Raw genomic sequence first — 26360 nt, 5'->3', positions numbered from 1 at the left:
AACACCCAGACGTCATAATCGCGCACCGCCTTTCTCCGCACCGAGGCGGCGTCCTACCCGGAGGAGGGCTCGGCCAGGCAGTAGGCGCCGAGCAGTCCGCCGCCGAGCATCGCCGGGAGATGGTCGGCTTGCTGCTGCTTGGTGCCGTAGTTGGCGAGGGCGTGGCAGGCCAGGGAGTGCACGCTCACGCCGAGCCCGACGGTGAGCCGGGCGGCGGCGAGCTCTTCCAGGACCTGGAGGTACACCTCGTACGGCTGGTCACCGCCGCCGAACTCGGAGCTGTACGGCAGTCCGAGCAGTCCGGACTCGGAGAGCAGCGTGAAGATGTCCCGCGGGAAGACGCCCGCTTCCTCTTCCGCGGCCGCGCGGGGGGCGATCTCCCGCTGGACGAGCTCGCGGACCAGGGCGATGAGGTCCCTGGACTCCTCGGTGGGCAGTATCCGGTCCACCGGCTGCGGGGCGCGGTCGGGCATGGCGGCGCTCTCCTCCCTGTCAGGCGCTGCGGCGGTCGCACGCGGGGTGGACGGGCGCCGCCGGATGGTTCTGCCTGGTGCGCCGATCCTGCCTTCCCGGATCTCGGAAGCGGCTGACCAGCGGCTGTGGCGGGTTGAGTATGCCCGATCGAGGGGCGTCCGTCACACGCGGGCAGGCTGCCTGCCTGCGGCTGAATGGTGTGACGGTGTCACCGGCGCGAGAGGCGCCACGCCGCCAACATCAACCACATCATCGCCAAGACGATCGCGACCGAGGCCGAGCGCACCCGGGCCGGGGCCTCCCTGGAAGAACTCAAGGGGATCCGGCAGCCGGAACGCTGCCCGCAGCCTCGCTCGCAAGGGCGAGGCTGTGTGGAGAGCGGGACGTGAGTCACGCGCCCCTGCCACCCCATAAGGGTGTCTGGACGGAGGAGGTCTCACCACGGCCAGTGGTGCCCTACCTCGCCCGGCCCACCAAGGCCGGGTCAAGTCGACAGGAGCCCGGTCTGGGTGACGAACATGGCGATGACGACCACGAGGGTCCAGCCCAGGATGTGCTCCAGGATCTTGGGGCCGTTGTCCTTGGGTCCCCCGGTGCGGACCCGGGTGTCGGATGCAGTGGTCGCGGTCATGGTGTCTCGCTCGGTCGTCGTCGCGGTCGTGGCGGTCCCCCCGGCGTTGCCCGCCCAGGGTGCCAGCCCGGCCGCCGAGAGGCAGTGACCGGTGTCACCACCCTCACGGCGCCGCCGGTCGCGTCACTGGATGCCGAGTGCGGCGTGGGCCGTGCGCTGGGCCGCGGTCGGGGGGTCCGGCCAGTAGAGGCAGCAGACGCCGCCTTCCTCCAAGGCCGTACCGCACGTGCCGCACGTGAAGGTGTGGCCGCCGGGTGTCATCTCATCGCCGCAGCAGTCCGGGGCGACGTCGAGGCCGAGCTCGTCACCAGGGACCAGCTCGTGCCCGTGGCTGGAAGGCTCCATGAAAAGGGTCCTCTCTGGTCGTAGGCGTATTGCAGTTCGGCAATGAGGTACGGGCTTGCAATGGGCGCAGCCAGCACAGTGAGCCGTCATCGAGCCATTCGAGCGGAATGGCTCCGCGAACAGCGTCACGGGGCCGAGGGGGAAAGCGCCTCCACGATGCGCGGCGAAGACGGAGAGCCTCAGCTCGATGACCGCCGGGCGGGTGCTGAGTTCATGCCCGGGACGCTAAACACCCACGCACACGCGGAACCGTTCCTCCTGGCGAGGGTTCCTACGAATGGGGCGACCGAGGACGCTGGGAATCAACTGCTACTCGTGGACCGCTGGCGCCCTCGCGCTCCGCCCAAGTGCCCTCTCACCTGCGGATACGCGCTACTCCGCCGGCCCCGGACCAAGCCGGGACGACCGAAGACACCCAGTTGTCCCCGAAATGACGGCTAGCCGGGGCCATCAAACCAGCGAGCGCCGGCATTCACAGCATGCAGCATGAAATGTGTCATTTCGCAGCAAATAGATCAGCAAGGCATAAGTTGGCGCCGGGTTAAGCAATGATCTGCGGCTACTGGTGCCTGTTGTGTTGCGAGGCAGCGGGCCGCCTTTCCTTGAGGTGGAGGTGCTGATGGCCAGCCGTGAGATTGAACGGGCCGTAGCAGCGAGCAGCCATATCAACCTGAAAAGCGGCTTGAAAGGATGTATGGATATCTTCTCTGGTCTGCTGTTCGTGTTCAGTCGGCGTACGGGAAAACCCGCAGGCCGACTCCGTTCGAGAGTCAGCAGCGTTGGGGCGGTAGCGGCCCTGGCTATGGCGCTTGTGCTGTTCTCCCCGGGACTCGCCCAGGCGGCGCCGGGAGATCTGGACCCCACCTTCGGAACCGGCGGCAAGGTGACCACCGGCTTCGGCGCCGGCCTCAGCCCTTTTGGCGAAGACCTTGCGATCCAGGCCGACGGCAAGATCGTCGCCGTCGGAGGCAGCGACACGGGCCTCGGCAGTGACTTCGCGCTGGCCCGGTACAACACCGACGGCAGCCTGGACGCGACCTTCGGCACCGGCGGCCTCGTCACCACCGACTTCGGCGGCACCGACGCGGCCATCGGGGTGGCGGTGCAACCCGATGGCAAGATCGTCACCGTCGGCTACAGCGACGCGGGGGGCACCCTCAACGACTTCGCGCTGGCCCGCTACAACACCGACGGCAGCCTGGACGCGACCTTCGGCACCGGCGGCCTCGTCACCACCGACTTCGGCCCCGGCCGCAGCGACGTGGCCAACGCCGTGGCATTGCAGACGGACGGCAAGATCGTCGCCGTCGGAGGCAGCGCCCTGGTTGCTGCCAACGACTTCGCACTGGCCCGCTACAACACCGACGGCAGCCTGGACGCGACCTTCGGCACCGGCGGCAGGGTGCTCACCGACTTCGGCGGCGATGGTGATATCGCTTCCGCCGTGGCACTGCAGACGGACGGCAAGATCGTCACCGCCGGCCTGAGCAACGCCAGCGGCACCTTCGACTTCGCGCTGGCCCGCTACGACACCGACGGCAGCCTGGACGCGACCTTCGGCACCGGCGGCCTGGTCACCACCGACTTCGGCGCCACCAACAACTGGGCATTCGGTGTGGCATTGCAGACAGACGGCAAGATCGTCGCCGCCGGCTACAGCAACGCCAGCGGCACCTTCGACTTCGCGCTGGCCCGCTACGACACCGACGGCAGCCTGGACGCGACCTTCGGCACCGGCGGCCTCGTCACCACCGACTTCGGCGGCTTCGACATCGGTTTCGCTGTGGCATTGCAGACAGACGGCAAGATCGTCGCCGCCGGCTACAGCGACGTGAGCGGCACCATCGACTTCGCGCTGGCCCGCTACAACACCGACGGCAGCCTGGACGCGACCTTCGGCACCGGCGGCCTCGTCACCACTGGCTTCGGCGGCAGCTTCGACGCGGCCTCGGCAGTGGCGCTGCAGGCCGACGGCAAGATCGTCGCCGCGGGAAGCAGCGACGCGAGCGGCACCAGCGAATTCGCGCTGGCCCGCTACCTGGACGGCGTCCCCATCCTGACCATCGACAAAGGCCACACCGGGGACTTCACTGGGGGACAGCAGGGCGTCTACACCATCACGGTGGGCAACAGCGGGGCCGGCCCGACCAACGGCAGCCCCGTCACCGTGCACGACGCTCTGCCTCCCGGACTCACAACCGTCAGCATCTCCGGTCCTGGGTGGGACTGCATCCGGGCGACGCTCACATGCACGCGCAGCGACGTCCTGGCCGCGGGTGACAGCTACCCGCCCATCAAGCTGAGAGTGCGCGCGTCCTGCGATGCGCCTTCCCAGGGGACGAACACCGCCACCGTCACCGGAGGCGGCGACAGCGCCACACATACAGCCGAAGACCCCACCACCATCAACCCCGGGCGCTGCTGCCACCACGGCTACTGGCACCACGGCCACTGGCACCACGGCCACTGGCAGCACGGCTACTGGCAGCACCCGAGTCGTGCCACCCCCCGCTGCCAAGGCTGAAGGAACACCCGCGCCACCCTTGAACGGCTGAACCGACCACTCCCACCGCGGCAGACAAACTGACACCAGTTTGCCGGTGCCGTTCAGCGCCCCCGGCGCCTCACGGCTCCGGGGGACGTCCGGCGCGGCGGCGATGTCACAGCGCCCGGGCGTCCACGGCAAGCCGGACGAGAGTTTCGGCGTCGAGGGCGCGCTGTTCACAGTGGTCACGGTCGGCGGTCAGGAGCGCGAACGCGTTGTCTGCGGCGATCCAAAGGGCCAGATTTCCGACCCAGTCCGGCAGCGTCTCAAGGACGGAACCCTCGTGCGTCACCTGCCACACGCCGAGACCGTCGACGTGCGTTTCGCGGATCATCCACGCTCCACATGACGCCGGAGGCGGACGGCCGCGGCCGGAGTGCGATGCAGGACTGGTTCGAAGGCAATTCCTGAACGATCTCCCCAGGTTCTCCCCAGCGGGCGGATCCGCTCCCCCGAGAGGGCTCCCCGCCGAAGTGGTGGGGAGCCCTTTGTCCCTCTACCTGATTCCCAGAGAAGCCAGAACAGCCTTCTGACCTGTAGAAATGCCCTCCGGCCAGTAGAGGTAGCAGACACCGCCTGTGCCGGAAACCACCTTCCCTGCGGCGTTGTGGCGCTTGGTGCGCAGCCAGACGTTCTCCCATTCGCGCCGCCGGTAGACCCTGCGGACGGCCGGGTTGCTCGGGGAAGCGGGGTCGTTCGCGATCACGTCTCCCGCGGCGGTGAAGCCGATGACGGTCATCAGATGGCCCGCAGTGCCGTACCCGGCGCCGGTCAGCTCCTCCTTGAGGAACGACTGCGAGGTGATGGCCGGGATGCCTGCCCGTACGAGGCTCTCCAGCTCGGTGAGCGACTGGAGGCGGGTGACCACGCCGTTCAGGCCCCGGTAGGTCGCGGCGTAGGCGGCGTTGAAGGGCCAGTTGCCACAGCCCTCGTACTGGTAGTCGTAGGTGTGGCGAGCCGCGTGGCAGACCTGCGGGTCGGTGAAGGCGGGATCGACCCAGGCGAGATCCTGAGCGGTGGGTCTCCGGCCCCAGTATTCGACGATCATCTGCGAGGAGGTGGGGCTGCACCAGGCCTCGCCGCCGTTGTCGTACTGGGGATACCGGCCGACGTGGGTGTTCTGGGAGTAGCGCGGCACGGTCAGCTCGCGCACGAGGCCGGGAGCGGACGCGGGCACGGTGAACCGGTCCGGGACGGCTGAAGCCATCGCGCCCACCCGCCACACGGTCGGGGTGCGGGTGGTGCCCGGCGTACGGAAGAGGGTGAGTCGCAGCCGGTACGAGGCGATCCGCAGACCGCTCGCCGGGGCGTCCACGGAGAGGGTGTCGGTCGACACGGTGGTCTTGCCGTCGCTCTGGCCGTCCACGGAGGTGCGGCGGATGTCGCCGTCGCCGGATGCCCAGCGCCCCATGACGTACCAGGGCATCGCGCTGCCGTCCGCATAGGTGCCCGTCACCTGCACCTGCAGCCAGGTGCCGGCCGGCGTGTGGGCGTTCCAGGAGACGACGATCTCGGTCGCCGGGGCGCCCGGGCGGTGCGAGGGCGAGGTCCAGCTGCCGCACTCCCAGGCGCTCGTGCGCCCGGTGTGCGGGTCGCGGTAGGTCGTGCGGCGTACGGGCGAGCCGATGGCCACGCCGGGGCGGATGCCGGTGACGAGGCGGACGCCCGCACTGGCCCCTCTGCTCCAGTCGGCCTGGGTCACCCAGAAGTGGTTGTCCACCGTGCGGGCGGCGGCAGCAGCCCCGTGTGCGGCCGACGGGGCCGCGCCGCCCACTCCGGCCGCGGCGGCGAGTGCGGCGGAAAGAACGGTTCTGCGCGAAGCGGCTCCGGTCATGGGATCTCCGTCTTGTGAGCAGGACAGTCGGAGTGGTCGGGGTCCCACTATCCCCGGTATCCGGATGCTTCCGTCCCGGTGCGCCCGGGGACGCGCGCGGCGCCACCCGAACGACGGGATGCGTGCCGGCGCCGGCAAGGAGGATCCGGAGGCCGGACGCACGCGGGCGCATCGTAGGGTGGCCCCTGTGAACTCCGGCGTCCGTCTCGATTTCGGCCGTGCCGCATCGGGACTGCGCGCTCTTGAGCCGTCCTGCGGCCCCGTCAGGCTGGTCGCGGTCGACGGGCATGCCGGATCCGGAAAGAGCACCTTCACCGTGCTTCTCGCCGAGGCACTCGGCGACGCGCCGGTGCTGCATCTGGACGACATCGCCACGCACGACGAACTGTTCTCCTGGACGGGCCGTTTCCTGGCCCAGGTCGTCGAGCCGCTGTCGCGGGGCCACAGCGCGCTCTACCGGCCCTACGACTGGAGTCTGCGCCGCTTCGGTACGCCGCGTACGCTCGCCCCCGCGCCGGTCGTACTCATCGAGGGCGTCGGGGCGGGCCGGAGGGCACTGCGTCCTCATCTCGCGCGGCTCCTCTGGATGGACCGGGGACCCGAGGAGTCCTGGGCGCGCGGTCGTGACCGCGACGGTCCCGGGCTCAGTGAGTTCTGGGACGCGTGGACCGTGGCGGAGTCGCGCCATTTCACCGATGACCCTTCGCGCCCCTTTGCCGACACTGTGGTGCGGGAGTGTTCCACGGGGTATACGTGGCTGCCGGGGCCAGGGACAACAGCAAGCACGAGTCAGTTCCTCACGGACAGTGATCGGCTTTCGCCGCCGTACTGAGCAGTCGGAAATCGGCCGTTCGAGTGCCTCAACTCTGCTTGACCCAAGGGCCATACAGGTCTTACGTTCTGAATGTGCGGCTTTTCGGAGTCGCCCGGACGCGAAGCCCCCGGTTGTTCCCCCGTGATCGGGGGCTTCGTTCTGCCCTTCTCACAGCGCACTGGTGCACCTTCCGAGCCCCCGCGATCACCCTGGGTCACTGTCTGGCCGTCGCCCACGTCACCCTTATTCACCTGCGCCTGCGCGGGTACGATGCACCTCGGTGCGGTCAATTCCCGTCCGCGGCACGGTGGTTCAGCACGCTCCGACGGGCGCCCGCCCGGCGGGAGGGCACGGGGCACATATGTGGGGGACCGGATGGACATCGCCACGCAGGGCTCGACTGCCCCGGCCGACCTCGCTTGGGTGCGCGGCGTGGACGCCTACACCATGGGCGCGTACCCGCAGGCCGAAGAGGAGTTCAGAGCCGCGGTCCGGCTCGACCCGGGAATGGCGGACGCCTGGCTCGGTCTGCACGCCTTACGCGTCGACACCACGACGGCGCTGCTGCGGATGTACCGCCACCGGGAGCGCTTCGGCGAGCAGCGCGCCCGGCACCGGCGCACCCTGAACTCCTGGTACTGGCTGGGCTGGTGGGTGCAGCCGGTACTGGAGAGCCCGCGCGATCTACTGCTCGCGCACGCCTCGCACTGGTTGGACGGCCGCCATGTCCCCGAGCTGGACCGGGCGCTCGCGGGGCTGCCGCCCATCGACGCCGACCTCCAGGTGCGGTTTCTGCACGCCTGCCGCGCGTATCTGGTCAAGGACTGGGAACACCTGGTCCGGCATACGGAACCGCTGGTCAACGACCCGCTGCTGGGTATCGAGGCGGGGCTGTTCGGGGGCATGGCGCGGGTGCGTCTCGAGATGTACGGGCAGGCCGAGCCGCTGCTGTCGGCGGCGCTGATGCGCTGCCGCAGCGAGCAGCCGCAGCGCAAGGAGCTGCGCTACTGGCTGGCCCGCGCCCATGAGGGCACCGGGCGGTCCGCCGCCGCACTGCCGCTGTACCGGGCGGTGCACCGGGTCGATCCGGCGTTCATGGACACCTCGGCTCGGCTGGCCGCGATCGCCGAGTACGACAGCGGCGGCGGTTTCGACGGGGTGGACGGCTTCGACGGACCGGGTGGACCAGCCGGGCTGGCCACCGTGTCGCTCGCGGGCTCGGGCTACGGCCAGGACGCGGTCGACGGCTCACCGGCGGAACCGGAGGCGCCGCTGCCGCCCGAGACGCGCTTCGGCGGGCAGCAGCAACCGCAGTTCGGCGGCCCGGTCGCGGCGGCACCCGTGCCGGGCGTACGGGAGAAGTCAGGTGTCCCGGCCCAGTCGGCGTCGCCGTCGCACCCCTCCGGCCCCACAGACCCGGTGCTGCTCGCCGAAGCGCTGGCCGAGTTGGAGCGGATGGTGGGCCTTGAACCGGTGAAACGCCAGGTGAAGGCGTTGTCCGCGCAGCTGGAGATGGCCCGGCTGCGGGCGGGCCAGGGGCTGCCGGTCCAGCCACCCAAGCGCCACTTCGTCTTCTCCGGGCCGTCCGGCACAGGCAAGACCACCGTGGCACGCATCCTCGGCCGGGTGTTCTACGCGCTGGGGCTGCTCGGCGGGGACCATCTGGTGGAGGCGCAGCGGTCCGACCTGGTCGGCGAGTTCCTGGGGCAGACCGCGGTGAAGGCCAACGAACTGATCGACTCGGCACTCGGCGGGGTGCTGTTCGTGGACGAGGCGTACTCGCTCTCGAACACCGGGTACAGCAAAGGGGACGCGTACGGCGACGAGGCCCTCCAGGTGCTGCTGAAGCGGGCCGAGGACAACCGCGACCATCTGGTGGTCATCCTGGCGGGGTATCCCGAGGGAATGGACCGCCTGCTGGCCGCCAATCCCGGGCTGTCCTCGCGGTTCACCTCCCGGGTGGACTTCCCTTCGTACCGTCCGCTGGAGCTGACGGCGATCGGCGAGGTGCTCGCCGCCGCCAACGGCGATGGCTGGGACGAGGAGGCTCTCGAGGAGCTGCGCTCCATCAGCGGTCATGTGGTCGACCAGGGCTGGATCGACGAACTCGGCAACGGGCGCTTTCTGCGCACGCTGTACGAGAAGAGCTGCGCGTACCGGGACCTGAGGCTCACCGGCTACCCGGGCACCCCGACCCGCGATGAGCTGGCGACGCTGCGGCTGCCCGATCTGATGCAGGCATACGGGGAGGTGCTGTCGGGCCGGGGTCCCGCTGACCGCGGACCCCAGGACCCATCGGGGCTGTGAGACCGATGGCGGGTGTTCCGGAGTGAGGGTCCCGGCACCCTCGCAGGCACCGGGGCGGGGAGCCGGGCCTTCAGCCGGTGAGGCAAGCGGAGCCGGGGCGGCGCCCCGATTCCGGCGAGCGCTCGCTCCCGCGTCTGTTCCCGTTCCCGCGGCGATCCCACCGGCTCAGCCGGCCGGGGTCTCCGCACCCACGGCCCCCAGCACCGCCTCCGCCGGGATCACCGGCGTGGCGCGGCGTGGCCGGTTTCACGGTGTACCGCACCCCGTCCGGTGGGCCGGAGTGTCCGGCCTCGAACTCCCCCGGACTTCGTCCGGGGCCCATACCGGGCCGGGTGGCCGACGCGCTCCCGCGCCCGCGGCGATCCCACCGGCTCAGCCGGCCGGCGTCTCCGCACCCACGGCCCCCAGCACCGCCTCCGCCGGGATCACCGGCACGGGCCCTGGAGGCTGGGCGGCTGGGACCGTGCCGGTCACGGGGCGGCGGGGGGCAGGGGCGGCCTGGTGGGCCGGGTCGCGCACCTCACCGACCAGCATCTCCAGCACGTCCTCCAGCGCCACCAGGCCCAGCACCCGGCCGGACGCGTCAGCGACCTGAGCCAGATGGGTGGCGGCACGGCGCATCACGGTCAGCGCGTCGTCCAGCGGTAGCTCCGCCCGCAGGGTGGCCATCGGGCGCCACACCCGCTGGGGCACGGCCCGCTCGCCGTCCTCGAGGTCGAGGACGTCCTTGACGTGCAGATACCCCATGAAGGGGCCGCTGCCCTCGCCCCTGACCGGGAAGCGCGAGTAGCCCGTGCGGACCGTCAGCTCCTCGATCTGCCGGGGAGAGACCGAAGGCGGCACCGTGACCAGCGACGCCCGGGCGATGAGGACGTCCGTCACAGGACGGCTGCCCAGCTCCAGGGCGTCTTCCAGGCGCTCCTGCTCCTCCGGGTCGAGCAGACCGGCCTGGCCCGCGTCCTCGACCAACTGGCCCAGCTGGTCGCTGGTGTACACGGCCTCGACCTCGTCCTTCGGCTCGACCCGGAAGAGCCTCAGCACGACCCGGGCACACGCCCCGAGCCCCACGGTCACCGGACGGCACAGCCGGGCGAAGCCGACGAGCGCCGGCGCCAGCCACAGCGCGGTCTTCTCCGGGGCCGCCATCGCCAGGTTCTTCGGGAGCATCTCGCCGATGACGAGGTGCAGGAAGACGACCACGGCCAGCGCGATCACATAGCCGAGCGGGTGGATCAGGGCGTCGGGTACGTGCACGGCGTGGAAGACCGGCTCCAGCAGATGCGCCACGGTCGGCTCGGCCACCGCGCCGAGCGTCAGAGAGCAGACCGTGATGCCGAACTGGGCCGCGGCCATCATCTGAGGCAGGTTCTCCAGCCCGTGCAGCACCTGGCGGGCCCGTGCCGAGCCCCCGCTCGCCAGCGGTTCGATCTGACTGCGCCGTACCGAGACCAGGGCGAACTCGGCGCCCACGAAGAAGCCGTTGGCCAGGACGAGAAGCATGGCGAACAGCAGTTGGAGCAGGCTCATCGGGCGCCCTCCATGGCGGCCGGGACCTCGGCCGTGCGCACCAGCTTGACGCGCTCGGCGCGATAGCGGTCCACCTGCCGTACGGAGAGCTTCCAGCCCGGCAGCTCCGCCTTGTCCCCGGCGGCGGGGATACGGCCGAGCAGGTCGGCGACAAGGCCGGCAACGGTCTCGTAAGGCCCGTCGGGCACATCGAGTCCTATCCGCCGCAGGGTGAGCACCCGGCAGCTGCCGTCCGCCTCCCAGGCGGGCCTGCCCTCCTCGGGTGCGACGGGGGCCAGCTCGGGCCGCCCGTCGACCTCGTGGTCGTCGTGTTCGTCGCGGACCTCGCCGACGATCTCCTCGACGATGTCCTCCAGAGTGACGACACCGGCCGTGCCGCCGTACTCGTCGACGACGACGGCGATGGGCTGCTCACTACGCAGCCGCTCCAGCAGCTGGCGCACCGGCAGGGTCTCCGGGACCAGCAGGGGCGGCACCGCGATACGGCCGACCGGGGTACGCAGCCGGGCATGCGCCGGTACGGCGAGCGCGTTTTTCAGATGCACCATGCCCACGATCTCGTCGATACGGTCGCGGTAGACGGGGAAGCGGGAGAGTCCGGTGGCCCGGGTGAGGTTGAGGACGTCCGCCGCGGTCGCGTCGGACTGGAGGGCGCTCATCTTCACCCGTGGGGTCATGATGCTCTGGGCGGTCAGATGGCCCAGCGACAGCGTTCGCACGAACAGTTCGGCCGTGTCCTGCTCCAGTGCTCCGGCACGGGCCGAGTGATGGGCCAGGGATACCAGTTCGCCGGGAGTACGGGCCGACGCCAGCTCATCGGCCGGTTCCACGCCCAGCATCCGCACCAGGCGGTTGGCGACGGAGTTGAGCAGGGCGATCACCGGCCGGAAGAGCGCGGAGAAGCGGTGCTGCGGACCGGCCACGAACCGGGCGACCTGGAGTGGCCGGGAGACCGCCCAGTTCTTGGGGACGAGCTCGCCGACGACCATCTGGACGGCGGAGGCGAGCAGCATGCCGGTGACCACGGCGACCCCGGGGACAGCCCCGTCGGGTATGCCCACCGCGGTCAGCGGCCCGCTCAGCAGTGCGGCGAGCGCGGGCTCGGCGAGCATGCCGACGACCAGAGAGGTGATGGTGATGCCGAGCTGGGTGCCCGAGAGCTGGAACGACAGCTCGCGCAGGGCTCGTACGACACCGCGGGCACGGCGGTCGCCTTCTGCCGCGGCGCGCTCGGCGTCGGCCCGCTCGACCGTGACCAGGCCGAATTCGGCGGCCACGAAGAACCCGTTCGCGAGGATCAGCACGAATGCCGCACAGAGCAGCAGTAGCGGGACGATCATGCCGCCGCCTCAGGTGAGGGGGCGGCGCAGGTACTACCGGACGATCCGTCCATTGCCGGAGGGAGTCACTCCTCGGGTCGTAGGTGCCTCACGGCCACGGCGGCCGCGCGGGTACGAGGCGGAGGTGCACCCGTGCACCTCCGCGTCAAGGGTAATCATGCCCCTGCCCCGCGGGGCAGGCCTCAGTCGTGCTCCGTACCGGTGCCGCGCGCCACGGTGAGCGCGCGCAGTGCCCGGGCGTCGCGGATCGCGTGGTGCCGGGCGATTCCGGGCTGGATGCCGAGCACGGGCAGGCTGGTGCCGTCACTCAGATCGAGGAACACCCAGGGGTCACCCGGACGGAGGTTGACCCGGAGGATCTCCGCCCACTCCAGCCGGCGGCTGCGGGTGAGGTTCACCACGGTCAGGCCCTGCTCGTCCGCAACGACCTTGGGGCGGCTGAGGAGGCCGAGCACCGCGAAGAACATCAGCGCGATGAAGACGAAACTGATCCGCTCCCCCGTGTTGAGCCTCTCCAGGGCGACGGCGACGGCCGTGATGACAGCGAACATCACCGTGCCGACGGTCAGCAGGACCGCCCGGGTGCGGGTGGGCCGGAAGGTGACCGGGAGCTCGGGAAGTTCCTGCTGGTCCACGGGTGACGAGGATGACGAAGACATCGGGTTCCGCTGTGCTCTCTACGCTGTGTCCGTTACGTCTGCTATGCCTGCTGAGTGCTGTACGGGCTCAGAGGCGGCAGGCGTGGATCGCCGTGGTCAGGATCGCGCGCGCGCCCAGCGCGTACAGGTCGTCCATGACGCGCTGCGCCTCCTTGGCGGGGACCATGGCGCGCACCGCCACCCAGCCCTCGTGGTGCAGCGGGGACACGGTCGGCGACTCCAGGCCCGGGGTGAGGGCGACCGCCTGCTCCAGGTGCTCGACCCGGCAGTCGTAGTCCATCATCACGTAGGAGCGGGCGACCAGGACGCCTTGGAGGCGCCGCAGGAACTGCTCGACTTTCGGGTCGCCGGATTCCGCCCCGGTGCGGCGGATGACCACCGCTTCCGAGGTGAGAATGGGCTCACCGATCACGGCGAGGCCCGCGTTGCGCAGGCTGGTGCCGGTCTCCACCACGTCGGCGATGATCTGGGCGACGCCCAGTTCGATCGCGGTCTCGACGGCGCCGTCGAGGTGGACGACGGAGGCGTCGATTCCGTTGTCCGCGAGGTGCTTGGCGACGATGCCCTCGTAGGAGGTGGCGATCGTCAGTCCGCCGAAGTCCTCGACGCCGGTCGCGGTGCCGGGCTTCGTGGCGTAGCGGAAGGTGGAGCGGGCGAAGCCGAGCTGGAGGATCTCCTCGGCGCCGGCGCCCGAGTCGAGCAGCAGGTCACGGCCGGTGATGCCGATGTCGAGGCGGCCCGAGCTGACGTAGATCGCGATATCGCGCGGGCGCAGGTAGAAGAACTCGACCTCGTTGTCCGGGTCGACCAGCACGAGCTCCTTGGAGTCCTTGCGCTGGAGGTAGCCCGCCTCATGGAGCATCTCCCCCGCAGGTCCGGACAGTGAACCCTTGTTGGGGACGGCGATGCGCAGCATGAGGTGGGCTTCCTTCGTTGCGTAGGAACGTGCGTAGTGCGTGGGGGCGTGAGTCGTGCCGTGGGGTGCCGGCGGCGTACGGAAGGGCTGCTCAGAGGTGTGCGTAGACGTCGTCCAGGGAGATCCCGCGGGCGACCATCATCACCTGGACGTGGTACAGCAGCTGGGAGATCTCCTCGGCCGCCGCCTCCTTGCCCTCGTACTCGGCGGCCATCCAGACCTCGGCGGCCTCCTCTACGACCTTCTTGCCGATGGCATGGACGCCCTTGCCCACGAGCTCGGCGGTGCGGGAAGTGGCGGGGTCGCCGTTGGCTGCCTTGTGCTGGAGCTCGGTGAAGAGCTCCTCGAACGTCTTCTTGGACATGGTGGTCCCACCCTACGCGGAAGTGGGTCTTCCTCAGCGCCAGGGTTCAGATACTGAACGGAGGGTCGCCGCGGTGGCCACGGCGGCGGTGACCGCCTCGTGGCCCTTGTCCTCGTTGGAGCCCTCCAGACCCGCGCGGTCGAGGGCCTGCTCCTCGGTGTCGCAGGTGAGCACACCGAATCCGATGGGGACGCCGGTGTCGATGGAGACCTGGGTGAGGCCGTGGGTGACGCCCTGGCACACGTACTCGAAGTGGGGCGTACCACCGCGGATGACGACCCCGAGGGCCACGATCGCGTCATAGCCGCGGCCCGCGAGCACCTTGGCGACGACCGGGAGTTCGAAGCTTCCGGGGACCCGCAGCAGGGTCGGCTCGTCGATGCCCAGCTCGTGCAACGCGCGCAGGGCGCCGTCGACGAGACCGTCCATGATTTTCTCGTGCCACTGGGCCGCGATCACGGCCACGCGGAGGTCTCCGCAGTTGCGTACGGACAGTTCGGGTGCGCCCTTGCCGCTCACGTTTCTCCTTGGATCTCAGGTGGTGCTGTTGGTGTTTCGGGTGTGCCGGTGCGGTGCTACCGCTACTGGCCGGCACAGGTGGAGGCGGTCGCCGGGGTGGTCCCGGCGCCGGTCCCGGACTGCTCGTCGAGCCAGGGGAGGTCGTGCCCCATGCGGTCGCGCTTGGTGCGCAGATAGCCGAGGTTGTGCTCTCCCGCCTGGACCGGCATAGACTCGCGGCCCTCGACCTTCAGGCCGTACCGCACCAGCGCGCTGATCTTGTCGGGGTTGTTGGTCATCAGCCGCAGGCTGCGGACCCCGAGGTCGGCCAGGATCTGTGCGCCCGCCGCGTAGTCGCGGGCGTCGGCGGGCAGTCCGAGTTCCAGATTGGCGTCCAGGGTGTCCCGTCCGCGCTCCTGCAGTTCGTATGCCCGCAGCTTGGACACCAGGCCGATACCACGGCCCTCGTGTCCGCGCAGGTAGACGACCACACCGCGGCCCGCCTCGGTGACGCGCTCCATGGACGCCTCCAGCTGGGGTCCGCAGTCGCAGCGCAGCGAGTGGAAGATATCGCCGGTCAGGCACTCGGAGTGGACGCGGACCAGCACGTCCTCACCGTCGCCGATGTCACCGTGGACGAGTGCGACATGCTCCACGCCGTCGACGGTGGAGCGGTATCCGTAGGCAGTGAACGCCCCGTGCGCGGTGGGCAGATTGACCTCGGCCTCGCGGCGCACGGTCGGCTCCGCGCTGCGGCGGTAGGCGATCAGGTCCTCGATGGAGATGATCGTCAGACCGTGCTTGCGGGCGAACGGGATCAGCTCGGGCAGCCGCAGCATGGCGCCGTCCTCACCGGCGATCTCCACGATCGCGCCTGCGGGACGCAGCCCGGCGAGCCTGGCCAGGTCGACGGCCGCTTCGGTGTGGCCGTTGCGGGCGAGCACGCCGCCCGGCTTGGCGCGCAGCGGGAAGATATGACCTGGGCGCACGAAGTCTCCGGGCTGGGCCGTGCCGCCGGCCAGCAGCCGAAGCGTGGTGGCCCGGTCCGAGGCGGAGATACCGGTGCTCACGCCGTGGGCGGCGGAGGCGTCGACGGACACAGTGAAGGCCGTGCTCATGGACTCGGTGTTGTGCTGGACCATCTGGGGCAGCTCGAGCCGCTCCAGTTCGTCGCTTTCCATGGGGGCGCAGATCAAGCCCCGGCACTCGCTCATCATGAAGGCGACGATCTCGGGGGTCGCCTTCTCGGCGGCGATGACGAGGTCGCCCTCGTTCTCGCGGTCCTCGTCGTCCACGACCACGACGGGGCGGCCCGCGGCGATGTCGCGGATGGCCTGTTCGACGGGGTCGAGGCGGAGGTCCTCCTCCATAGCGTCGGCCGGGTTCCAGGTGGGCAGGGCACTCATGCTGCCGCTCCTTCCAGTCCTTCGAGGGCAGGAGCGGTGCGGGACCGCTGCCACCAGTCGCGCAGGCCCCACAGGACCAGCGCGCCGTAGATCACATAGACGAATCCGGAGAAGGCGTAGCCGTTCATAAAGGCGAACGGCACACCGACGAGGTCGACGAGCAGCCAGGCGAACCAGAACTCGACCATGCCGCGAGCCTGGGCGTACATCGCTACGAGCGTGCCGACGAAGATGTAGGCGTCCGGCCAGGGGGCCCAGGACAGCACCGGGTACAGGGTGAACAGCCCGCCGACGGCGAGGGTGCCGAGCAGGGCCGCGGCGGCCATCACCGCACGCTCGCGCCAGGTGGCGAACCGTACGGCGATCGAGCCGTCCTGGGCCTGCTCGCGTCCGCGGTTCCACTGCCACCAGCCCCATGCCGCGACCACCATGACCACGACCTGCTTTCCGGCGCTGCCGGTGAAGTGAGCGGTGGCGAAGGCGGCGAAGAGGACGAGACCGGAGACGAACTGGGCGGGCCAGGTCCACACCGAGCGGCGCCAGCCGAGTGCGAGAGCCGTCAGACCGATGAGATTGCCGGTCATGTCGGCCCACTTGATGGGCTGGCCGAAGGCGGTGAACGCCTCGGCGTTCAGCCAGCTCAGGGAGCTCACTCGGCGGCCTCCCCGATGACCGCGGCCGGGCCGGTGGGCGGGCCGGCGTCGGCGCCCGCACCGGCGCGGGTGCCGAGCAGCCGTTCGACGTACTTGGCGATCACGTCCACTTCGAGGTTGACCGGGTCTCCGGGCTGCTTGATGCCGAGCGTGGTCAGCGCGAGGGTGGTGGGGATCAGGCTGATGGTGAAGTAGTCGGGGCCCGCGTCCACCACGGTGAGGCTGACCCCGTCAACGGTGATGGAGCCCTTCTCCACGACGTAGCGCGCGAGCTCCTGCGGCAGGGAGATCCTCACGAGCTCCCAGTTCTCGGAGAGGGTGCGCCGCACGATCGTTCCGGTGCCGTCCACATGGCCCTGCACGATGTGTCCGCCGAACCTGCCGTCGGCCACCATCGGCCGCTCCAGGTTGACCCGGGAGCCGGTGGTGAGCGCGCCCAGGCTGGAGCGCTTCAGGGTCTCGGCCATCACATCGGCGGTGAACTCTCCACCGGCGGTCTCCACGACGGTCAGGCAGACACCGTTCACGGCGATGGAGTCGCCGTGCTTCGCACCCTCAGTGACCAAGGGGCCGCGGAGGCGGAAGCGGGAGGCGTCGTCGAGTTCCTCGACGACGGTGACCTCACCCAGCTCTTCGACGATTCCGGTGAACACTCAAGCTCCCTTGGGGACGGTCGCGGTGATGCGCAGATCGGGGCCGATACGGACGGTCTCGGTCATGTCGAGCCGCAACGCTCTGGTGATGGTGGTGATTCCGGCCTCGGCGAGCGCCGGACGGCCGGCACCGAGGAATACGGGCGCGAGGTAGCCGATGACTTGTTCAACAGCTCCGACGGCGGGGAAGACCCGACGAGGTCACCCGGCCTCCAGAGGCACACTTCATGCTCAGGCATGCGCGGCGGGACTATGAGAGGCCGTTCAGGCTATTCGCAAGTCCATGCGGGCGCGTCAAGGTGCCCACTCGGCCGCTCGCCGCAGACCAGGTCGCACAGGTCCTCAGAGTGGTCAAGATGCAGATCACTGTCCGGGGTTTCGTCGTCATTGCGCGTAGTGGCGATCTGATGCGCTGGCCGTGCACCCCTGGGTGGCGCTTGTCTCTGGTCGGCAGGCAACCATGGTCGTGTGGCGTTTCCATGCTCGCCCGGCGCGGACCTCGCGCCATGCGGTACCTGGGCTGGACAGTACAGGTCCGGCGCGCGCTGCACGGCGGATACCGAGACGCTCAGGCTGGGACATCACGTGTGGGTATCGGTGACCAGAGCGTGTTGCAGAACGGTCCGGGTGATCACCGAAAGGCTCGCGCGTGAGACCTGAGCATGGCGGGACACCAGCGCCGAGATGGTTCTGCAGCACGCCTCAGGTGGAGAGACCGGCGAGACGGAGAAGAAGCTGCTTCACATCGGTGGCCGCGAGGCGGTCGCCGACCGCGTGAGGGAGTGAGCAGATGATGAGCGGGCCCTCGTCGTCACTGAGGGGGAGGCGGCCGTGGCTGCCGCTGACGGGAGACGGGTCCAGGGGCACGACCGCCATGCGGTAGCGCAGACCGAGCTTCTTCCGGGCCAGCGCCGTGGCCGCCTTCACCTTCACGTAGGGGTCGAGGGGGTTCATGAACAGCTCGGCGGGGTCGTAGCCGGGTTTGCGGTGGATGTCGACCAGTCGGGCGAAGTCGGGGGCGCGGGCGTCGTCGAGCCAGTAGTAGTACGTGAACCAGGCGTTGGGCTCGGCGACTGCCACGAGCTCGCCGGATCGGGGATGGTCGAGACCGCTCTGCTTCTTGCCGTTGTCGTCAAGGACTCGCTCGATGCCGGGCAGCCCGTCCAGCGCCGCTTTGGTGACTGCCAGGTCCTCGGGGCGACGCACGTAGACATGGGCGATCTGATGGTCGGCGACCGCGAAGGCACGGGATTCCATGGGGTCGAGGTACTCCATGCCGTCCTGGGTGTGCACTTCGAGGAGGCCGGCGCGGCGCAGGGCCCGGTTGATGTCAACGGGGTGGTCCACGCGGGTGATGCCGTACTCGGAGAGTGCGACGACGGTGCGCCCCTCGGCCTTCGCGTCGTCGAGCAGGGGCGCCAGGGCGTTGTCCAGGTCGGCGGCGGCCTTCAGCGAGCGCGGGTCGTCGGGGCCGAAGCGCTGGAGGTCGTAGTCGAGGTGTGGGAGATAGCAGAGGGTGAGGTCGGGACGGCGGGTGCGGTTGATGTGGCGGGTGGCGTCGATGATCCACTCGCTGGAGGTGAGACCGGCGCCGGGGCCCCAGTAGTGGAAGAGGGGGAAGGTGCCCAATTTCCCGGTGAGTTCGTCGTGGAGTTCCGGGGGGCGGGTGTAGCAGTCCGGTTCCTTACGGCCGTCGGCGTAGTAGACGGGCCGGGGAGTGACGGTGATGTCGGTGTCCGCCCCCATGGCGTACCACCAGCAGATGTTGGCGACGGTGTAGCCGGGGTGTGCCCGTCGGGCGGCGTCCCATACCTTGTCGCCGCCGACCAGCCCGTTGTGCTGGCGCCACAGGAGGACGTCCCCGAGCCCGCGGAAGTACCAGCCGTTGCCCACGATGCCGTGCTCGGATGGTGGGGCGCCGGTCAGGAAGGTGGACTGGACGCTGCAGGTGACGGCGGGCAGGACGGTGCCCAGTGGCGTGTACGAGCCGGACTGTGCGAGCGCGTTGAGGTTGGGCATGCCGCCGAGGAGGCGGGGCGTGAGGCCGACGACGTCGAGAACGAGGAGCGGGGTTGGTTCGGCGACGCCGGCGGGTTGCGTGGTCACGGGAGCTCCTTCAGACCGAGGTCGGACAACAAAGCGTGGGCGAAGTCGAGTTCGGCCGAGATGCCGTCGACGAGTTGGGCCGGAGAACCGGGCCGCAGTTCTGGCGGCAGTGCCTGCCAGGTATAGGTCTCGACCTCCAGGTGGCGGGTGAGCGGACGCGGCCCGCCGACGAGCCGGGCCAGGGAGGCCTTCAGTACGGCGAGTGTCGAGGTCAGGGGCGGGGCGGGAGGCGCGTGCAGGGGAATGTGGAAGTGGCAGCGCCAGCTCGAGTCGGCGGGCAGCGCATCGCCGTCGAGGGCCTCTCCGAGGTCGTCGGTGCCCAGCACACCGGTGGCAGTGGTGGTGCGGGTCTGATGCAGGAAGCGCGGCTCGTCGAAGGTGGAGAGCAGGGTACGGACCTGGGGTAGACGGGGGTGTTCGGCGTGCAACGCCGCCGAGAGTTGGGACTTGACGATGGGGATGCCCGCTCGGGCGAGTGAGTCGAGGGCGGTGTGCGGCTCTTCGTAGGAGGTGGCCAGATGGCAGGTGTCGACGCAGATACCGATACGGTCGTGGGCGATGGCGTTCAGCGGCGCGATGGCGTCCCCGGTGGTCTCGATGACGCAGCCTGGCTCCGGCTCCAGGCCGACGCGGATGGAGCGGCCGGTCCGGTCGGCCAGGGTGTCGAGGTTGTCGCCCAGCGCACGCAGGGCGACATGCGCCGACCTTGTGCTGTGCCGGTCGGCGGTGCGCCAGGCGAGCGGCAGGGTTGAGATGCTGCCCTCGGTGACGTCGTCGGGGAGGAGGCGGCTGAGGACGAGGGCCAGCGCCGCGGTGTACTCGAGACGTTCGGGATCCGCCCAGTCCGGCTTGTAGACGCGGTACTTGACCTGCTCGCCACCGAATCCCTCGTAGGGGAAGCCGTTGAGGCTGACGACTTCAAGGCCTCGGCGGTCGAGTTCGGTGCGCAGTCCGCGCAGGGCGGCAGGTGTGTCCGCGAGGATGTGAGCGGCGTCGCGGGCCAGCCACAGGCCGATGCCGAGACGGTCGCGGCCGAGACGGCGGCGCACGGGTTCGCAGTAGTCGCGGAGCTGGGCGAGGACGCCGTCGAGGGTTTCGGCCGGGTGGACGTTGGTGCAGTAGGAGAGGTGGATGGTGGAGCCGTCGGGGTGGCGGAAGCGCATGCGTCACCCTCCGGCGCGGAGGACGGAGTTGCCCTCGTATGTGGCACCGGTATCGGGAGGGGTCAGGTCGAGGCGTCCGCTGAGCCCGTAGAAGGCGACGGGGTTGCGCCAGAGGACCTGGTCGACATCGTCCTCGCTGAATCCCTCGGCCAGCATCAGGTCTGCGACCTTGCGGGTCTTGAGGGGGTCACTACGGCCCCAGTCGGCGGCGGAGTTCACCAGGACCCGCTCAAGCCCGTATCGGCCCAGGAGCACGACCATCCGTTTCTCGTCCATCTTGGTGTCCGGGTAGACGGAGAAGCCGAGCCAGCAACCGCTGGCTTTCGCCTCCTCGACGGTGGTTTCGTTGAGGTGGTCCACGACCACGTGCTCCGGCGGCAGCACGGACTCGCGGATGACATCGAGGGTGCGGCGCAGACCTGCGAGTTTGTCGCGGTGCGGGGTGTGCACCAGCGCGGGCAGTCCGTGATCGGCGGCGAGCTGGAGCTGGGTGGCCAGGGCGGTGTCCTCGGCGGGGGTCATCGAGTCGTAGCCGATCTCGCCGACCGCCACGACCCGGTCCTTGACGAGGTACCGGGGCAGCTCGTCCAGGACGGGCACGCAGCGGGGGTCGTTGGCTTCCTTGGGATTGAGGGCGAGGGTGCAGTGATGCGCGATGCCGTGCTGGGCGGCGCGGAACGGCTCCCAGCCCAGCAGGGAGTCGAAGTAGTCGAGGAACGAGCCGATGGAGGTACGCGCCTGTCCCTGCCAGAAGGAGGGCTCGACGACGGCGCGGACGCCTGCGTCGTACATGGCCTCGTAGTCGTCCGTGGTCCTTGATGTCATGTGGATGTGGGGGTCGAAGATGCGCATCAGGACTCCTTGACGTGGGGCCCGGTCGTGGTGGCCGCTGTTCGGGTCAGCGCGAGAACTCGGTACAGTCCCCCGGGCACGGGACGGCCGGCGGCACTTCGTTCGGCGGCGTAGTCCTGGAGCATGCGGGCGAGTTCGCGGTCGCCGTGGGCCCGTCGCGGCAGGTCGGCGATGCTGTCGACGGACACGCCGGTGAACAGGCACTTCAGCAGGGCATGCCGCCACAGGTGCGGCGCGAGGTGGCGGGCGCTGTAGGGACCGACGGCCGCGGCCAGCAGCCGGGGGTCGTTGGCGCGCAGCGCGTCCTCCACGAGTGCGAGGGCCTCGGAGCCCGGTACGAGATGGGGAAGGGCATGGAGGACGGCCCGGCGCTCGTCGGCTGTGCCTCGGTGGTAGACACGAGTGAGTACGGCGGCGTCAGCGCGGGCTGTGATGAGGATGAGGACGCGGACGGCCTCGCCGTGGGCGCTCCCGCATCGGCGTGAGGCCTCGGCGAGGCGTACCTCCCAGGTGGGGGCGGGCCCCTGCGCGGACGGGTCGGTGGCCGCTTCGCAGAGGGCCTGGTCCAGCCAGACGCGGGCTGTCTCGGACAGACTCGCCCGAAGCCCGTCCCGCAGTTCGTCCACGCGGGTGGGAGCGGGCACCTCGGCGGCGCAGCGGCCGGGGACGGCGGGTCGATAAGTCATACGGAGCCGCGCTCTCTGCCTGCTGACGGCACTTGACGGGCTGCGTGCGAGGGGGCCGATGCCGCGGCCGCGGTTCGAAGGAACGGCAGCGAGAGTTCCGCGAAGTGAGGCCCCGCGTGGGAGTGGCGGGGCAGCTCGACGACGCTCAGGCCTCGGTAGTCGGCGGCGGCCAGGGCCGCGAGAACGGCGGGGAAGTCGATGTCACCCTCCCCGAAGGGGAGGTGCTCGTGGACGCCCCGGCGCATGTCCTCGATCTGGACGTGGCACAGCCAAGGGGCGGCCGCGCGCACGCATTCGGCGGGTGGGAGGGGCTCGAGGCACTGGCAGTGGCCGATGTCCAGGGTGAGACCGAGGTAGGCGGGGTCACCGAGCGCGTCACGGAGGCGGTGGAAGTCACTGAGCGTGGCGAGGAGGTGCCCGGGTTCGGGCTCGATGGCGAGGGGGACGCCCGCGACGGCGGCGTCCTCGACGACAGGGGCCAAGGTGTCGGCCAACCGGCGCCACGCCGTGCTCTCGTCGGTCTCGTCCGGCTTGGTTCCGCTGAAGCAGTGCACCGCGTGGGCGCCGAGTTCGGCCGCGATCCGGATCGCTCGGGTCAGCAGCCCCACGCGGCACGCACGTTCTTCCGGGTCGGGTGACAGGAGGGACGGGCCGTGTTTGCGGCGCGGGTCCAGCACATAGCGGGCGCCTGTCTCCACGGTGACTTCCAGGCCGAGTGTCTCCAGTCGGCGGGAGACTTCGCGGGTACGGGCCGAGAGATCTGTGGCCAACGGGTCGAGATGCATGTGGTCGAGGGTCAGCCCGACGCCGTCGTATCCGAGGTCGGCAAGCAGGTTCAGGGCGTCGTCCAGGCGCAGGTCGGTGAGGCCGTTGGTGCCGTAGCCGAAGCGCAGCGTGCCGGGCACCGTCGGCTCGGCCGCCGCGGTGGCCTGCGAGAGGGCCCCGCCACGGGTCATGTCACGCTCACCTTCCTCATGTACTTCGTCGCGAGGGGGGCGAGGGCCGCGACCAGCGCACCGGTGGCCAAGGCACCGGAGCGGGCGGCGAGCGCCGCCTGAAGCGGGATCGTGGCGTGGATGCCCCTGCCGACGGCCCGCTGGACGACCGCGGAGGAGGGGTTGACAGCTGCCTGAGCGTAGGGCAGGGCGGCGGTCGCGGCGTAGCAGGCGGCGAAAGCCGCCCGTACGGCGCCGTGTGGAGAGCCGATGAGCCTTCTGACGGCCGCTGTCCCGGTGAAGCGGCCAGAGCCTGGCTCCCTTCCGGCGGCGGGGCGGGGCGGGGACACCGGACGGCTGACGAGCAGGCCGCTCACCATGGCCACCGTGCCCAGAGCCGCCGAGGCGGGCAGGGCTGAGCCGCCTCTCGTCTCCTGGCGGGACAGTGTGCTCACAGCCAGGGTGTGGGTACCCAGCAGCACGGCCGGCGCGACTGCCGGGCGGATCTGTCCCACGGTGGCGGCGCCCAGGAGCAGATCCAGGCTCCGGGCGGTCGCCGTGGCCACCGGGCCCAACAGGCCGTCCTTCAGCAACAGGTTGTACGCCCAGACGGTGGCCGCGAGGGCGGTCGCAAGGGTGAACGCCGGGCCTCCCGCGTGCCAGCCCAGGGCAAGGCCCGCCGCCGTGAGGACGCAGGACGCCGTCAGTGCGTCGTTCGGTCGGATACGCCCGGAGGGAAGTGGGCGGTTGGGGCGCTCAGCGGCATCCTCGACGCGATCGACCCAGCCATTGAGAGCCATGGCGGCCTCGTACAGGCACAAGGAGCAGCCGACGGCGAGCACCGTACGGGAGTTGGGGCGACCGGCCGCTGCGGCGGTGCCGGCCAGCACGTCCCCGGGCACCGTGAACACCGCTGGCAGGCGCAGCAGTTCGACCCAGGCTCCAATGGCGGCCAGGCCCTCCGCGTGGCGCGGTCCCGGCTGGGCCCGCGCATCGCCCTGATCGTCCGTCGGCACCCCGAAGATCCGGGTTCGCAGCCCTTGGAAGCCCCGTCCCCACTGCCCCGCGCCCGGTCCTTCCCACCGGGCCCCGGTCGCTCCAGCCGCCCGGTGCGCCGCCTCGCTCCACGGATCCGAAAGCCCGGTACGTCCCGTCACCCGTGAACCCGCGGCCGACCAGCCTCGCTTCATCGCCCATCACCCGGATACGGAGCGCGAGACCTCAGTCGCTCGGCGAGCCCGGCGAGTTCGGCGTACTGCTCCGGCAGCCCTGACGGCCCGTCTCCGACCGGATCCTTGAAGTAGAAGCCCACCTCGCGCAGTGGTCCGGACATTCCCGCCTCGTGAGCGCGGGCGACGATCCGGACCAGGTCCAGGACCAGCGGTGCGGCCAGCGCCGAGTCACATCCCTGCCAGATGGTCTGCAACACCATGCGCGCGCCGAGGAAGCCGTCGAAGGCGACGTGGTCCCAGGCGGTCTTCCATTCACCGAGGGCCGGCACGTTGTCGATGTGCACCTCACCCTCGGGCGCCGTACCGAGAGTGTCGGCGAGGACCCTCTCCTTGCCCGCGTACTTGGCGGACGCGGCGCCGGGGTCGGCCAGGGAAGCGCCGTCGCCGCCGCCCAGCAGGTTGCTTCCCGACCAGGCTCGTACCGAGAGCGCGCGCTGCGCGAACATCGGACCCAGCACGGAGCGCAGCAGTGTCTGGCCGGTCTTGCCGTCGCGCCCCGCGTACGGCAGCCCACTCGCCGCAGCCCGAAGCGCCAGGGCCGGATGATGCAGGCCCGTCGACGAGGTGAAGTTCACATACGGGCAGCCCACGCGCAATGCCGCCGCCGCATACAGCGAACTGGCGGGAAGCGTATCGCCGTGCGCCGGCGGCTCGGCCGACGCCACGTTCAGCACCACGGCGCGCGCCACTTCCCGGCGGCGCATGAAGTCCTGGATGTCGGCGGCGAAGGCACGGATCAACTGCTCCTCGTCCCGCGTGTCGCCTCGCACGGGACCGCCTGGTCTGATTTCCCCGTCCGCTGCGGCCAGTTCGGTCTCCACCGCGTTCACGACGTCGTGAGTCAGTACGCCCTCGGCCATCAGCATCTCGGCCCGCTTGGGCAAGGGGCAGTTCGCGGTGTCGTGACCTCCGAAGACCAGGGATGAAAGCGCGGGCAGGCCCGCGTCGGCAAAGACAGGGGTCTCGGTCACCAGGCCGGTAGGCGGATACAAGCCGGTGGCGATGGCGGCGCACCCCGCGACTGAAGTTGTGGCGACGGAACCGCGTGCTCCGATCAGCCAGACCCCGACCGGACGGTGAGACATGGACGCATGCACGACTAGCCTCCTTGCAAGACAAGCTGATGAGGACGACCGACTCGTGGTTCCCGGGCACCGTCCGGAGCTGTGCAGGACCTGGCAGAGTCGAGCCTTTCGCAAAGCGACAGAGTGAGGCCTTTCTTAAAGGAAAAGGCCCCACTTCGTGTCATCTCGAAAGGTTCGCAGGCTCACGCTAACGCCTGGAAACGCATGACGCAGGGACTTGGGGTCGGCTATTCCGGTGAAATGATCGCCGGACAATCCGCGCCGACTATGGGCCAAAGGTCACGGAGCCGGCGGATCCGGCACCGATATACACTTTCTGACCTGCGAAGATTTGATCATAGGGAAGATCCGCCTCGAGGGGCGAGATCACTCTGACGGCGGCCGAAAGCACAGGGGGCGGGCCCGTCGCCTATCCATGGCACTGCTCCACCCACCCACTGTTTCAGTTTCTCCGTTCGGGCTGAGCTTGCGGCGTCGTCAGGCTGACAGCCTTCAAGGAAGGCCGACCGATCCGGCCCCGTACTCCGTTCAGGGAATTCCTGAATGAGACAAGGTAGCGAACCTCGGGACGGGATACGAATCATCATACTGAAATCAGCCGCGTGAGGTAGCTCGGCATAGCCATTTCAGCTGCGAAACCGATAAGCAGCGAAGGAGTGCGCGTACATGTTCACGAAGCGGGCAGCCGGATGTGTGACCGGCCTGGCAGTTACGGCACTTGGGTTGCTGGCAGCAGCCCCGCCGGCAGGGTCGACAACCGGGAGCCCCCACTCCGGCCACCAGATCATCAGGCTCACCCTCGACCAAACCGACGGGACGGACCACGATCCCACCCCCGGATCGACATGGGTCGAATTCGGGACCGCAGCCCTGACCAAGTCCGGTGAACCCTACGGGACGTGGGGCTATCAGGGTACGGTCCTGGCCGCACACGGAGATGTCCTCGAGGAGCAGGTCGTGGCGACCTTCGACACTCCGGAGGGTCAGATCACCACTCAGCTCCTTGACCAGAATGTCGAGGATCGGGCCCCGCAAAGCGAGCAGACAAGCGCGATCACGGGCGGAACGGGACGTTTCAGCAAAGCAGCCGGTTACATCGAAGCACGTGATGACGGCACGCACGTGACTCTTCACATCTTCCAACGCTGACCTGAGCCGCTGTCCCGTATGCCCGCACGCCGCCTGCCGTTGGGCCTGAGTCGGCAGCGGACAACGGCGACCGGAGCAGCGCTCGTGGTCGTCGGCGGACAGGGCGGCCGTGGGGGGGGGGGGCCGCCGCCCCACCCGCCCCGGCGGGGGGGGCCCCGCCGGCCCGCGGGGGGGGGGGGGGGGGCC

24 protein-coding genes and 2 pseudogenes are annotated in these 26360 nt (G+C 69.9%); 4 read left to right on the top strand and 22 right to left on the bottom strand.

All coding sequences use genetic code 11. The features are described from left to right. Nucleotides 1-56: 56 nt before the first annotated feature. The 3 genes and pseudogenes from ACFWI9_RS13590 to ACFWI9_RS13580 all read right to left on the bottom strand — a co-directional run. Nucleotides 57-473: pseudogene (locus ACFWI9_RS13590) on the bottom strand (acyl-CoA dehydrogenase family protein); the annotation flags it as partial. A 485-nt stretch (nucleotides 474-958) separates the two neighbouring features. Next, a complete protein-coding gene (locus ACFWI9_RS13585) occupies nucleotides 959-1105 on the bottom strand; it encodes an SCO1431 family membrane protein (protein WP_387161587.1) in 147 nt (48 codons plus the stop codon). A gap of 123 nt (nucleotides 1106-1228) precedes the next feature. After that, entirely contained in the window at nucleotides 1229-1450 is a 222-nt protein-coding gene (locus ACFWI9_RS13580; RefSeq protein WP_387161586.1) for a hypothetical protein, read from the bottom strand. Between the two features lie 694 nt (nucleotides 1451-2144). Here ACFWI9_RS13580 and ACFWI9_RS13575 point away from each other — a divergent pair. Then, nucleotides 2145-3974, top strand: coding sequence for a calcium-binding protein (locus ACFWI9_RS13575; RefSeq protein WP_387161584.1), 1830 nt, complete (start codon nucleotides 2145-2147; stop codon nucleotides 3972-3974). A 136-nt stretch (nucleotides 3975-4110) separates the two neighbouring features. Here ACFWI9_RS13575 and ACFWI9_RS13570 read toward each other — a convergent pair whose 3' ends face one another. Both ACFWI9_RS13570 and ACFWI9_RS13565 read right to left on the bottom strand, forming a co-directional pair. Further along, nucleotides 4111-4329 carry a hypothetical protein gene (locus ACFWI9_RS13570; RefSeq protein WP_387161582.1) on the bottom strand — a complete coding sequence of 73 codons (219 nt, stop codon included), beginning with the start codon at nucleotides 4327-4329 and terminating at the stop codon, nucleotides 4111-4113. 162 nt (nucleotides 4330-4491) lie between these two features. Further along, complete coding sequence (locus tag ACFWI9_RS13565) at nucleotides 4492-5829, bottom strand: peptidase C39 family protein (RefSeq protein ID WP_387161581.1); 1338 nt, start codon at nucleotides 5827-5829, stop codon at nucleotides 4492-4494. Nucleotides 5830-6016: 187 nt separating this feature from the next. Between ACFWI9_RS13565 and ACFWI9_RS13560 the strand changes: the two genes are divergently transcribed. Then, the gene (locus ACFWI9_RS13560) at nucleotides 6017-6661 is read left to right on the top strand and encodes a uridine kinase (protein WP_387161580.1); all 645 of its coding nucleotides are present in this window, start codon (nucleotides 6017-6019) and stop codon (nucleotides 6659-6661) included. A gap of 357 nt (nucleotides 6662-7018) precedes the next feature. Beyond that, nucleotides 7019-8950, top strand: a complete 1932-nt coding sequence (locus ACFWI9_RS13555) for an AAA family ATPase (protein WP_387161578.1) — start codon at nucleotides 7019-7021, stop codon at nucleotides 8948-8950. Between the two features lie 372 nt (nucleotides 8951-9322). On the opposite strand, the gene ACFWI9_RS13550 is transcribed toward ACFWI9_RS13555, so the two are convergent. From ACFWI9_RS13550 to ACFWI9_RS13470, 17 genes and pseudogenes are all read right to left on the bottom strand, one after another. Continuing rightward, the gene (locus ACFWI9_RS13550) at nucleotides 9323-10477 is read right to left on the bottom strand and encodes a hemolysin family protein (protein WP_387161577.1); all 1155 of its coding nucleotides are present in this window, start codon (nucleotides 10475-10477) and stop codon (nucleotides 9323-9325) included. Then, nucleotides 10474-11817 carry a hemolysin family protein gene (locus tag ACFWI9_RS13545; protein ID WP_387161575.1) on the bottom strand — a complete coding sequence of 448 codons (1344 nt, stop codon included), beginning with the start codon at nucleotides 11815-11817 and terminating at the stop codon, nucleotides 10474-10476. Before ACFWI9_RS13545 ends, ACFWI9_RS13550 begins: the two co-directional genes overlap by 4 nt. Before the next feature lie 182 nt (nucleotides 11818-11999). Then, nucleotides 12000-12452 carry a PH domain-containing protein gene (locus ACFWI9_RS13540; RefSeq protein WP_387161573.1) on the bottom strand — a complete coding sequence of 151 codons (453 nt, stop codon included), beginning with the start codon at nucleotides 12450-12452 and terminating at the stop codon, nucleotides 12000-12002. 91 nt (nucleotides 12453-12543) lie between these two features. Further along, nucleotides 12544-13392: an ATP phosphoribosyltransferase gene (gene hisG, locus ACFWI9_RS13535; RefSeq protein ID WP_387161571.1), complete on the bottom strand. Its 849-nt coding sequence runs from the start codon at nucleotides 13390-13392 to the stop codon at nucleotides 12544-12546. Between the two features lie 91 nt (nucleotides 13393-13483). After that, entirely contained in the window at nucleotides 13484-13756 is a 273-nt protein-coding gene (locus ACFWI9_RS13530; RefSeq protein WP_031486114.1) for a phosphoribosyl-ATP diphosphatase, read from the bottom strand. Between the two features lie 33 nt (nucleotides 13757-13789). Next, a complete protein-coding gene (gene ribH, locus ACFWI9_RS13525) occupies nucleotides 13790-14275 on the bottom strand; it encodes a 6,7-dimethyl-8-ribityllumazine synthase (RefSeq protein ID WP_387161569.1) in 486 nt (161 codons plus the stop codon). A 62-nt stretch (nucleotides 14276-14337) separates the two neighbouring features. Next, a complete protein-coding gene (locus ACFWI9_RS13520; RefSeq protein ID WP_387161568.1) occupies nucleotides 14338-15660 on the bottom strand; it encodes a bifunctional 3,4-dihydroxy-2-butanone-4-phosphate synthase/GTP cyclohydrolase II in 1323 nt (440 codons plus the stop codon). After that, nucleotides 15657-16304: a nicotinamide riboside transporter PnuC gene (locus ACFWI9_RS13515; protein WP_387161599.1), complete on the bottom strand. Its 648-nt coding sequence runs from the start codon at nucleotides 16302-16304 to the stop codon at nucleotides 15657-15659. The genes ACFWI9_RS13520 and ACFWI9_RS13515 overlap by 4 nt, the downstream gene beginning before the upstream one ends. A gap of 5 nt (nucleotides 16305-16309) precedes the next feature. After that, nucleotides 16310-16966 (bottom strand): riboflavin synthase, encoded by a 657-nt coding sequence (locus ACFWI9_RS13510; RefSeq protein ID WP_387161566.1) that lies wholly within the window; start codon nucleotides 16964-16966, stop codon nucleotides 16310-16312. Next, nucleotides 16967-17155: pseudogene (locus ACFWI9_RS13505) on the bottom strand (riboflavin biosynthesis protein RibD); the annotation flags it as partial. It abuts the gene before it with no gap. Nucleotides 17156-17668: 513 nt separating this feature from the next. Beyond that, nucleotides 17669-19072 carry an alkaline phosphatase family protein gene (locus ACFWI9_RS13500; RefSeq protein ID WP_387161564.1) on the bottom strand — a complete coding sequence of 468 codons (1404 nt, stop codon included), beginning with the start codon at nucleotides 19070-19072 and terminating at the stop codon, nucleotides 17669-17671. Further along, a complete protein-coding gene (eboE, locus tag ACFWI9_RS13495) occupies nucleotides 19069-20235 on the bottom strand; it encodes a metabolite traffic protein EboE (protein ID WP_387161562.1) in 1167 nt (388 codons plus the stop codon). Before eboE ends, ACFWI9_RS13500 begins: the two co-directional genes overlap by 4 nt. Before the next feature lie 3 nt (nucleotides 20236-20238). After that, on the bottom strand, nucleotides 20239-21087 hold the full coding sequence (locus ACFWI9_RS13490; protein ID WP_387161560.1) for a TatD family hydrolase: 849 nt from the start codon (nucleotides 21085-21087) through the stop codon (nucleotides 20239-20241). Continuing rightward, nucleotides 21087-21773 (bottom strand): EboA domain-containing protein, encoded by a 687-nt coding sequence (locus tag ACFWI9_RS13485; RefSeq protein ID WP_387161558.1) that lies wholly within the window; start codon nucleotides 21771-21773, stop codon nucleotides 21087-21089. Before ACFWI9_RS13485 ends, ACFWI9_RS13490 begins: the two co-directional genes overlap by 1 nt. Continuing rightward, nucleotides 21770-22729 (bottom strand): sugar phosphate isomerase/epimerase family protein, encoded by a 960-nt coding sequence (locus tag ACFWI9_RS13480; protein ID WP_387161556.1) that lies wholly within the window; start codon nucleotides 22727-22729, stop codon nucleotides 21770-21772. The genes ACFWI9_RS13485 and ACFWI9_RS13480 overlap by 4 nt, the downstream gene beginning before the upstream one ends. Then, nucleotides 22726-23724, bottom strand: coding sequence for an SCO3242 family prenyltransferase (locus ACFWI9_RS13475; RefSeq protein ID WP_387161555.1), 999 nt, complete (start codon nucleotides 23722-23724; stop codon nucleotides 22726-22728). The genes ACFWI9_RS13480 and ACFWI9_RS13475 overlap by 4 nt, the downstream gene beginning before the upstream one ends. Before the next feature lie 170 nt (nucleotides 23725-23894). Continuing rightward, nucleotides 23895-25037: an inositol-3-phosphate synthase gene (locus ACFWI9_RS13470; protein WP_387161554.1), complete on the bottom strand. Its 1143-nt coding sequence runs from the start codon at nucleotides 25035-25037 to the stop codon at nucleotides 23895-23897. Nucleotides 25038-25691: 654 nt separating this feature from the next. On the opposite strand from ACFWI9_RS13470, the gene ACFWI9_RS13465 reads away from it, so the two are divergent. Continuing rightward, nucleotides 25692-26174, top strand: a complete 483-nt coding sequence (locus ACFWI9_RS13465; RefSeq protein WP_387161553.1) for a hypothetical protein — start codon at nucleotides 25692-25694, stop codon at nucleotides 26172-26174. Nucleotides 26175-26360: the final 186 nt, after the last annotated feature.

The organism is Streptomyces sp. NPDC127084 (assembly GCF_042724175.1).
GTDB lineage: Bacteria > Actinomycetota > Actinomycetes > Streptomycetales > Streptomycetaceae > Streptomyces.
The sequence above is the reverse complement of the archived record's forward strand: the minus strand, read 5'-3'. Positions and strand labels throughout refer to the sequence as shown.

Coding starts and splice junctions, on each gene's coding strand:
- ACFWI9_RS13570 (WP_387161582.1), bottom strand. CDS start 4,329: ATGATCCGCGAAACGCACGTCGACGGTCTCGGCGTGTGGCAGGTGACG.
- ACFWI9_RS13575 (WP_387161584.1), top strand. CDS start 2,145: ATGGATATCTTCTCTGGTCTGCTGTTCGTGTTCAGTCGGCGTACGGGA.
- ACFWI9_RS13490 (WP_387161560.1), bottom strand. CDS start 21,087: ATGCGCATCTTCGACCCCCACATCCACATGACATCAAGGACCACGGAC.
- ACFWI9_RS13530 (WP_031486114.1), bottom strand. CDS start 13,756: ATGTCCAAGAAGACGTTCGAGGAGCTCTTCACCGAGCTCCAGCACAAG.
- ACFWI9_RS13555 (WP_387161578.1), top strand. CDS start 7,019: ATGGACATCGCCACGCAGGGCTCGACTGCCCCGGCCGACCTCGCTTGG.
- ACFWI9_RS13480 (WP_387161556.1), bottom strand. CDS start 22,729: ATGACCCGTGGCGGGGCCCTCTCGCAGGCCACCGCGGCGGCCGAGCCG.
- ACFWI9_RS13485 (WP_387161558.1), bottom strand. CDS start 21,773: ATGACTTATCGACCCGCCGTCCCCGGCCGCTGCGCCGCCGAGGTGCCC.
- ACFWI9_RS13585 (WP_387161587.1), bottom strand. CDS start 1,105: ATGACCGCGACCACTGCATCCGACACCCGGGTCCGCACCGGGGGACCC.
- ACFWI9_RS13565 (WP_387161581.1), bottom strand. CDS start 5,829: ATGACCGGAGCCGCTTCGCGCAGAACCGTTCTTTCCGCCGCACTCGCC.
- eboE (WP_387161562.1), bottom strand. CDS start 20,235: ATGCGCTTCCGCCACCCCGACGGCTCCACCATCCACCTCTCCTACTGC.
- ACFWI9_RS13465 (WP_387161553.1), top strand. CDS start 25,692: ATGTTCACGAAGCGGGCAGCCGGATGTGTGACCGGCCTGGCAGTTACG.
- ACFWI9_RS13545 (WP_387161575.1), bottom strand. CDS start 11,817: ATGATCGTCCCGCTACTGCTGCTCTGTGCGGCATTCGTGCTGATCCTC.
- ACFWI9_RS13520 (WP_387161568.1), bottom strand. CDS start 15,660: ATGAGTGCCCTGCCCACCTGGAACCCGGCCGACGCTATGGAGGAGGAC.
- hisG (WP_387161571.1), bottom strand. CDS start 13,392: ATGCTGCGCATCGCCGTCCCCAACAAGGGTTCACTGTCCGGACCTGCG.
- ACFWI9_RS13580 (WP_387161586.1), bottom strand. CDS start 1,450: ATGGAGCCTTCCAGCCACGGGCACGAGCTGGTCCCTGGTGACGAGCTC.
- ACFWI9_RS13550 (WP_387161577.1), bottom strand. CDS start 10,477: ATGAGCCTGCTCCAACTGCTGTTCGCCATGCTTCTCGTCCTGGCCAAC.